We start from the raw sequence: 7,129 nt of genomic DNA on the forward strand, positions 1-7,129 counted from the left end.
CGGCATCCTCCTCAACGCATCGACAGCTGGACCGCCAGCCCCGCCAGTGCACTCATCACCAGCACCTGGATCACACCGCGCTTGAAGTAGAACAGGGCAATAGCGGCGGCCGCGGCGATAAGTGCGGAGGCCCACTCGAATCCTCCCCCAAAGCCGTTGGGCCAGAGCACGTGGTAACCGAAGAACAACGCCAGATTCAGGATCACACCTACCACGGCGGCGGTGATCCCGGTCAGCGGCGCTGTGAACTTCAGTTCGTTGTGCGTCGACTCCACCAGCGGACCGCCGGCAAGGATGAACAGGAACGAGGGCAGGAAGGTGAACCAGGTGACCAGCACAGCCGCCACCGCGCCCGCCAGGAACGGATGGTCGGTGCCGAACATCGGGTGGATGTAGCTGCCAATGAAGCCGACGAAAGTCACCACCATGATCAACGGCCCCGGCGTTGTTTCCCCCAGGGCCAGGCCGTCGATCATCTGCGTGGGCGACAGCCAGCCGTAGTGACCGACCGCACCTTGGTAGACATAGGGCAACACCGCGTAGGCACCGCCGAAGGTGAGCAACGCAGCCTTGGTGAAGAACCACCCCATCTGGGTCAGAGTGCCTTGCCAGCCGAAGATGACGGTCAGCAACCCCATGGGGAGCATCCATAGCGCCGCACCGATCAGGATCAGCTTGAGCAGATAGCTCCAGCGGAAACGGGCATGCGCGGGTGGCGGTGTATCGTCATCGATCAGCGCAGGCCCGTAACTGGCCTTCCCGGAGCCATGCTTGCCAGCGGTCACGAACTTGTCCGGCAGCACTTTTCCGCCGATGTAGCCCAGCACGGCAGCGGCCAGAACGATCAGCGGGAACGGGACGTTCAGGGCAAAAATGGCGACGAAGGATGCTGCGGCGATCGCCCATAGCCAGCCATTCTTCAATGCCCGGGAACCGATGCGGTGCGCCGCATGAACGACGATCGCGGTGACCGCCGGCTTGATGCCATAGAAGATCCCGGCAACCACCGGAACGTTGCCGAACTCGATATAGACCCACGACAGCCCGATCAGGATGAACAGCGACGGCAGCACGAACAGCCCGCCAGCAATCACCCCGCCCCAGGTCCGGTGCATCAACCAACCGATGTAGGTCGCGAGCTGCTGGGCCTCGGGCCCGGGCAGCAACATGCAGTAGTTCAGGGCATGCAGAAAGCGCTTCTCGCTGATCCAGCGGCGACGCTCCACCAACTCCTGGTGGAGGATGGAGATCTGTCCTGCCGGCCCGCCAAAGCTGATGAAGCCGATCTTCAGCCAGAACAGCAACGCTTCGAACAAGCCCACCGGGGTCGCTGGCTTGAGGGGGGCTTCGCCCGTGGCCAGCGTCGTCGTTTCAGCCATGACCGTTTTCCTCGTTGGCAAAGGCCGCCAGCAGCCCGTCGAAGATGCCGTTTGCCGCTGCCATCAGTTGGTTGTCATCGGTAATGCTCTCGCGCAGGCCCGCCAGGACACGCTCGATGCCGGACGCTTCCGCAGGCTGGCTGCCACCGACATCGAGGTAGTGAACCAGCGCGGCGATGCGTGAAAGGCCTGGAGCCTGCAGCACGAAGCTGTCGATCAGGGTTTCGAAGGTGACGCGGTGCCCGACATGGCTGAACGCGGCGCCATCGAAGTCAAAGCCCAGTGCATCGGCGGGGCAGTCGCTCGGGGATTCCAGCCAGAGGATTTCCGCGCCGCTGTCGATGAAGCGCTGGATGAGCCAGGCACAGGCCAGCCGGTCGACCCAGGGACGTCGACGGGTTGCCCAGCGACGCCCCTGGTAATGACTGTGGTCCAGCAGCGTGACGGGATGATCCTGAATGTGCGGTTCATCAGGTGAGAGGGCACGGCTGATTGCCGTCTCCAGCGCTTCCAGCGCGGTCTCCGTCTGCTGCTTCGCAACGCCGGGGAAGAAGTCGATCAGGGCCAACTGGGCGAAGCTCTTGCGCAGTTTTCTGACCTGGCGAGCGACCTGCAGGGCGTTCTCGGGAAGCAGTCCCTCCCTGCACGCGGCGACTTCGTCGCGCAGCTTGCTGTACTCCTCACTCCGGTCGAACAGGCCGGCGAAGCGAGTTTCTTCGTCCGGGAATGCCAGCAGAAACGCAGTGCCGCCGCTGACCGTCACATCGCGCTCCACGGACTCGAACGCCTCGCGGCCCGCGTCCTGCTCAGGCAACAGGTACACACCGTCGCGCAGCACGGCAGCGCCGCAAGCCTTCAACGCCCGCCAGGCACGCATACGTTCGGTCGCGTTGGCCGTGGGGAGTGCCAAAACAAGAAGAAGCCAATTTTTCATGTAGAGAATCAAACATAAAATGTATGAATCTCTACTTTAGCTCTGTTCTCAGGAAAATGCACTGCCGGGATGAGGGTTCGATTCACTCACGTTGACCGTATCCCCCCAGGGGGGATACGCTAGAAACATGAATCACCCGCACTACCCGGAGGTAGCGCATGCTATCCGTTCTAAAAAATCGTACTTATCGACACCTCTTTCTGGCCCAGGTGATCGCCCTGGTGGGCACTGGTCTGGCGACGGTTGCCCTCGGGCTTCTGGCATTCGACCTGGCCGGCGCCCAGGCGGGAGCTGTATTGGGTACCGCGCTCGCCATCAAGATGGCGGCTTACATCGGCGTTGCACCGGTTGCCGCCGCGTTCGCCGAGCATCTGCCGCGCAAGGCGATGCTGGTCACCCTCGATCTGGTCAGGGCAGCGGTCGCGCTGATGCTGCCCTTCGTCACCGAGATCTGGCAGGTGTACGTGCTGATTTTCGTGCTGCAGTCGGCCTCTGCGGCGTTTACGCCAACCTTCCAGGCCACCATCCCTGACATCCTGCCGGATGAGCGCGAGTACACCCGGGCGCTTTCCCTTTCGCGCCTGGCCTATGACCTGGAAAGCGTGATCAGTCCGATGCTGGCCGCGCTGTTGCTTACGGTGGTCAGCTTCCACAGCCTGTTCGCGGGCACGGTGGTGGGCTTCCTGGTGTCCGCCGCGATGGTCGGTACCGTGGTGCTGCCCCTGGCGGCACGAGGACCCAAACGCAGCATCTATGAACGCACCACCAAGGGCATGCGGATTTTCCTGCGCACCCCGCGGCTGCGTGGCCTTCTTGCACTGAACCTGACGATCGCAGCCGCCAGCGCCATGGTCATCGTCAACACCGTGGTACTGGTGCAATCCAAGTTCGCGCTGCCCCAGAGCTCTACCGCCATGGCCTTGATGGCCTTCGGCGGTGGCTCGATGGTGGTCGCCCTGATGCTGCCCAAGCTGCTGGAACGACTGGACGATCGCAAGGCGATGCTGGCCGGCGGTGCCGTGCTGGTAGCCGGTTTGATCCTGGGTACCTTCGTCTCCAGTTACCCGGCGCTGATCCTGTTGTGGCTGGTGTTGGGTGCCGGCTACTCCCTGGCACAGACACCGTCCGGACGCATTCTGCGGCGCTCGTCCTCAGCCCAGGATCGACCTGCGCTGTTCGCCGCCCAGTTCGCCCTTTCACACGCCTGCTGGCTGATCACCTACCCGCTCGCGGGATGGTTGGGGGCAAGCGTCAGCCTGACGGCTTCGTTCATCGGACTGAGTCTGGTTGCCGCCGTAGCCTGGCTGGTGAGCAAGCGGATCTGGCGCCCGGAGTATGAGGAAGACGTGGTAGCGCACAATCACGATGACCTGCCGGAAGACCACCCGCACGTGGCCAACGGCAATGCGCATGCGCACTCGTTCGTCATCGATGACGATCACCGGAAATGGCCAAAGCCATAAAGCCCGCGTTGCACGGGTTCTATCGATGATCTTCGCGTAATCCAGAAAGAAACAGGGCCGCTTTAGCGGCCCTGTTTGCATCACTCGTGCGAGTGGCCGTGACCCGCATCGCCAGACTTCGATTCGGTATCAGTACCACCGCAGGCAGCCAACAGGCCGAGGAAGCTCAGCACAACGAGCGATTTGAGGATTTTGGTAGTCATCTTCAGCTATTCCAATTGAGATCAAAAAGTCGGGGCGAACAACAGGTTCGCCCCGGCGGGATTACTTCTTCACGTTCAGGTAGTCGCCAGTCGTGTTCAGCACGATGGTGACATCGGCGTTGGTGCGGTTACGCCAGAACCAGCCATGGGTGCCATCGAACAGCGCGGTCAGGTCGCCCTTGTCGCCTTTCACCTGACGCCCTTTGCTGTAGCTGTGGAAATCGCCTTGGGCGGCGTTGTAGATCTCACCGTGGGTGTCGTGGTTGACCGGGCCGGATGCGGTCCATTCATAGCTCACAGTGCTGCCCTTGAGCATTTCCAGCTTGATCTCCCGACCTTCGCCTGGCGTCAGGGTTACGGTGACCTGATCGGACTTGGCGTTGGCAGCAGGTTTGCTGGATACGGGAGCCGCGGGCTGAGGGGCTGCTGCCACTTGCTGTACGGGTGGCGCTACCGGTGCAGGTGCCGGTGCAGCAGCAACGACAGGAGCTGGGGCCGGAGCAGCTGCCGCTTTCGACGCAGCCTCGTCAGCCAAAGCCTCGGCAGCGAGGGTGATCTTGATCTCGCCCATTTGCGTCAGGCCCATGGCGCGGCCCAGGCCGGTCGGGTCGACCGCGTATTCCGAAGGCATCACCACGGTGACCAGCAGGCCCATGGCGACAGCCAGGGCAATGACGGTGGAACGAACGAGTTGGCGGCTGCTCGGCAATTCGCTTGCCGATGGGAGTGGAGAATTGAACATGATCAGGAGTCCTTAAGCGGTCAGAAACAGGCCGGAGATCTGGTAACCCATCAACAGGAAACCAGCACTCATCATTGCGACGTTGGCGGTATAGGCATGACGCCAGAAGCTTGGGGTCTGCCTCCAGAAGCCCATCAGGATCAGAATGGCGCTCAACGCCATCAGCTGACCGATCTCCACCCCTACGTTGAAGGCGATCAGGTTGGGGATCAGCCCATCGGGAGAGATCTCGTATTCCTGGATCTTGGTTGCCAGGCCGAAGCCGTGCAGCAGGCCGAAAATCAGCGTGGCGGCCTTGGTGTTCGGCTGATAGCCGAACCAGCGCTGGAAGGCGCCCAGGTTATCCAGGGCCTTGTACACCACCGAGAAACCGATGATTGCGTCGATGACGTACGAGCTGATGCTGACTTCCGTCAGCACGCCGATCAGCAGCGTCACCGAATGGCCGACCGCAAACAGCGTGACGTACAGGCCGACATCCTTCAGCCGGTAGAGGAAGAAGATGACGCCGAACAGGAACAGCAGATGGTCGTATCCCGTGACCATGTGCTTGGCGCCCATGTAGATGAAGGGGATCAGCATGACCCCGGTGCTTTCCTGGATGAAGCCCTTGTCACCCTCGGCCACGGCATGGGCCAGAGCTTCTGGCATGCCGATGAACAGCGAGGCGACGAGCAGGAACAGCAGATACAACAGGTGGCGTGAACGCATGGCGAACAGGCCCCCACCCTTTAGGGAGTGCGAATGCATGGATCAATCCTTTCTTGCAGTGATTGTTGGCCGCAGAGCGGCCTTGGTCAGGAAGCAAGCACAGGACGGGGTGGGCGTTCGATACGGAAGATGGGGGGCCAAGGCACGGAATCGCCCAGCATGGCCAGGTGTACCGAGGCTTCGAAATGACTGGAGAAGTGGATTGCAGCTGGTATCTGAGGCGTTTCGTGCTGGTGATCGGGCGTCAGGGGGGAGTGGTAGTGATCAGAGCACTGCGCACAACTCAGGGACGAGTCGTGGGAGTGATCATGAGTCAGGCTCTGGGCGCTCTTTGCCGTGATTTGCGAGAGGACGGAAAGTGAATAGGCATGACCGGTCCAGGCCAGCAGAAAGGCCATTGCCAAAGCCACGATCATGGTCGCTGAAAGAAAACGACGAGACATCCCAATGCTTATCCGGTTGAAACACGGTGTGAAATAGCGCGTTTGACCCAACCCCCCCAGGGGGATAGCATGCAGAGCGTAAAGTATCGCCGTCTGAGACTCAAGTCATGTCAGAACACGTTCACGACCAACCGCATGGTCACGCTCATACCCACCAGACTCACGACGCCATCATCAAACGCCTCAAGCGAGCGGACGGCCACCTGCGCAGCATCATCACCATGATCGATGAAGGACGTGAATGCGTGGACATCGCCCAGCAGCTCCATGCTGTTGAAAAGGCCGTGTGCCAGGCGAAGCGGACACTGATCCAGGACCACATCGACCATTGCCTGGAAGACTCGGTGACAGCCCTGAGCAAGGGCGACCGTTCGGCACTGGACGAATTCAAGCAAATCACCAAATACCTGTAGGCACGGTGCTCGGTTGTTGAATGTTTGAGTACGGCGGTTACCTCGGCCTGTTTCTGGCTGCATTCGGCGCGGCAACCCTGCTGCCCATGCAATCGGAGGCAGTGCTGGGCGGACTGCTGATATCCGAGCGTTTTTCCACAGCCATCCTGCTGGTGGTGGCCACCACAGGCAACGTACTCGGATCGGTTGTGAACTGGCTGCTGGGACGAGGTATCGAGGCTTATCGCGAAAAGCGCTGGTTTCCGGTAAAGCAAGCGGCCTTCGAAAAAGCCAAAGCCTCCTATGAACGTTACGGGTACTGGTCGCTGCTGCTCAGTTGGGTACCCATCATTGGAGACCCGCTAACCGTGATCGCCGGCGTGATGAAAGAGCCGCTCTGGCGGTTCGTCCTGATCGTCACGCTCGCCAAGGGCGGACGGTATCTGGTCCTTGCGATTCTCATCCTGGAGAACCTGAGTTGAGCGCGTACGAATCACCACCTTCGCGGGTTGAACGACACAACGGACAGGACCTCATCAAGTGGATCGCCCTGCTCACGATGGTGCTCGACCACATGCGTCTGGCATGGCCATCACTGGATAACCTGTTCATTCTGGGACGCCTCTCGTTCCCGCTGTTTTGCCTGGCGATCGCCGTGAATGTCTGTCGAACGGAAGTTGGCGCGTTGTTCACTCGCAGCAATGGCCGCTACCTAAGGAAGGTCTGAAGTAACCCTGTATTTCCGGTCGACTTCAGCCCTTGCTGCTTTTGAAAGCGGGCCGTCGATCAAAATCGACCAGGTAACCCGCTCAGTTCTCCGTTTTTGGCCGCCGCGAGCACCTCGCAGCAGCCATTTTCCGCA

The 7,129-nt window shown here is 60.8% G+C and carries 8 protein-coding genes and 1 pseudogene; 4 read left to right on the top strand and 5 right to left on the bottom strand.

Annotation, left to right across the window (positions count from 1 at the left end):
• Positions 1–11 precede the first annotated feature (11 nt).
• Entirely contained in the window at positions 12–1,379 is a 1,368-nt protein-coding gene (gene chrA, locus APH36_RS21325) for a chromate efflux transporter (protein WP_003089083.1), read from the bottom strand.
• Positions 1,372–2,313 carry a chromate resistance protein ChrB domain-containing protein gene (locus APH36_RS21330; RefSeq protein ID WP_023095846.1) on the bottom strand — a complete coding sequence of 314 codons (942 nt, stop codon included), beginning with the start codon at positions 2,311–2,313 and terminating at the stop codon, positions 1,372–1,374. Before APH36_RS21330 ends, chrA begins: the two co-directional genes overlap by 8 nt.
• A gap of 158 nt (positions 2,314–2,471) precedes the next feature.
• Here APH36_RS21330 and APH36_RS21335 point away from each other — a divergent pair, with 158 nt between their 5' ends.
• The gene (locus APH36_RS21335; RefSeq protein ID WP_003089087.1) at positions 2,472–3,776 is read left to right on the top strand and encodes an MFS transporter; all 1,305 of its coding nucleotides are present in this window, start codon (positions 2,472–2,474) and stop codon (positions 3,774–3,776) included.
• An 80-nt stretch (positions 3,777–3,856) separates the two neighbouring features.
• Here APH36_RS21335 and APH36_RS32795 read toward each other — a convergent pair whose 3' ends face one another.
• From APH36_RS32795 to APH36_RS21345, 3 genes are all read right to left on the bottom strand, one after another.
• Positions 3,857–3,979, bottom strand: coding sequence for a hypothetical protein (locus APH36_RS32795; protein ID WP_016713062.1), 123 nt, complete (start codon positions 3,977–3,979; stop codon positions 3,857–3,859).
• Between the two features lie 61 nt (positions 3,980–4,040).
• On the bottom strand, positions 4,041–4,721 hold the full coding sequence (locus tag APH36_RS21340) for a hypothetical protein (RefSeq protein WP_003089089.1): 681 nt from the start codon (positions 4,719–4,721) through the stop codon (positions 4,041–4,043).
• Positions 4,722–4,733: 12 nt separating this feature from the next.
• On the bottom strand, positions 4,734–5,471 hold the full coding sequence (locus tag APH36_RS21345; protein WP_003089091.1) for a HupE/UreJ family protein: 738 nt from the start codon (positions 5,469–5,471) through the stop codon (positions 4,734–4,736).
• A 511-nt stretch (positions 5,472–5,982) separates the two neighbouring features.
• Here APH36_RS21345 and APH36_RS21350 point away from each other — a divergent pair.
• From APH36_RS21350 to APH36_RS21360, 3 genes and pseudogenes are all read left to right on the top strand, one after another.
• Positions 5,983–6,288 (top strand): metal-sensing transcriptional repressor, encoded by a 306-nt coding sequence (locus APH36_RS21350; RefSeq protein ID WP_003089094.1) that lies wholly within the window; start codon positions 5,983–5,985, stop codon positions 6,286–6,288.
• A 20-nt stretch (positions 6,289–6,308) separates the two neighbouring features.
• Complete coding sequence (locus APH36_RS21355; protein WP_003089095.1) at positions 6,309–6,749, top strand: YqaA family protein; 441 nt, start codon at positions 6,309–6,311, stop codon at positions 6,747–6,749.
• A pseudogene (locus tag APH36_RS21360) lies at positions 6,746–6,982 on the top strand (TraX family protein); the annotation flags it as partial. The gene APH36_RS21355 and the pseudogene APH36_RS21360, both read left to right, overlap by 4 nt.
• Between the last annotated feature and the right edge of the window lie 147 nt (positions 6,983–7,129).

Source organism: Pseudomonas sp. NBRC 111133 (assembly GCF_001320605.1).
GTDB classification, from domain to species: domain Bacteria; phylum Pseudomonadota; class Gammaproteobacteria; order Pseudomonadales; family Pseudomonadaceae; genus Aquipseudomonas; species Aquipseudomonas monteilii.

Bases quoted from the DNA above. Each gene is read 5' to 3' on its own strand.
- chrA (WP_003089083.1), bottom strand. From the start codon at position 1,379: ATGGCTGAAACGACGACGCTGGCCACGGGCGAAGCCCCCCTCAAGCCA.
- APH36_RS21330 (WP_023095846.1), bottom strand. From the start codon at position 2,313: ATGAAAAATTGGCTTCTTCTTGTTTTGGCACTCCCCACGGCCAACGCG.
- APH36_RS21335 (WP_003089087.1), top strand. From the start codon at position 2,472: ATGCTATCCGTTCTAAAAAATCGTACTTATCGACACCTCTTTCTGGCC.
- APH36_RS32795 (WP_016713062.1), bottom strand. From the start codon at position 3,979: ATGACTACCAAAATCCTCAAATCGCTCGTTGTGCTGAGCTTCCTCGGC.
- APH36_RS21340 (WP_003089089.1), bottom strand. From the start codon at position 4,721: ATGTTCAATTCTCCACTCCCATCGGCAAGCGAATTGCCGAGCAGCCGC.
- APH36_RS21345 (WP_003089091.1), bottom strand. From the start codon at position 5,471: ATGCATTCGCACTCCCTAAAGGGTGGGGGCCTGTTCGCCATGCGTTCA.
- APH36_RS21350 (WP_003089094.1), top strand. From the start codon at position 5,983: ATGTCAGAACACGTTCACGACCAACCGCATGGTCACGCTCATACCCAC.
- APH36_RS21355 (WP_003089095.1), top strand. From the start codon at position 6,309: ATGTTTGAGTACGGCGGTTACCTCGGCCTGTTTCTGGCTGCATTCGGC.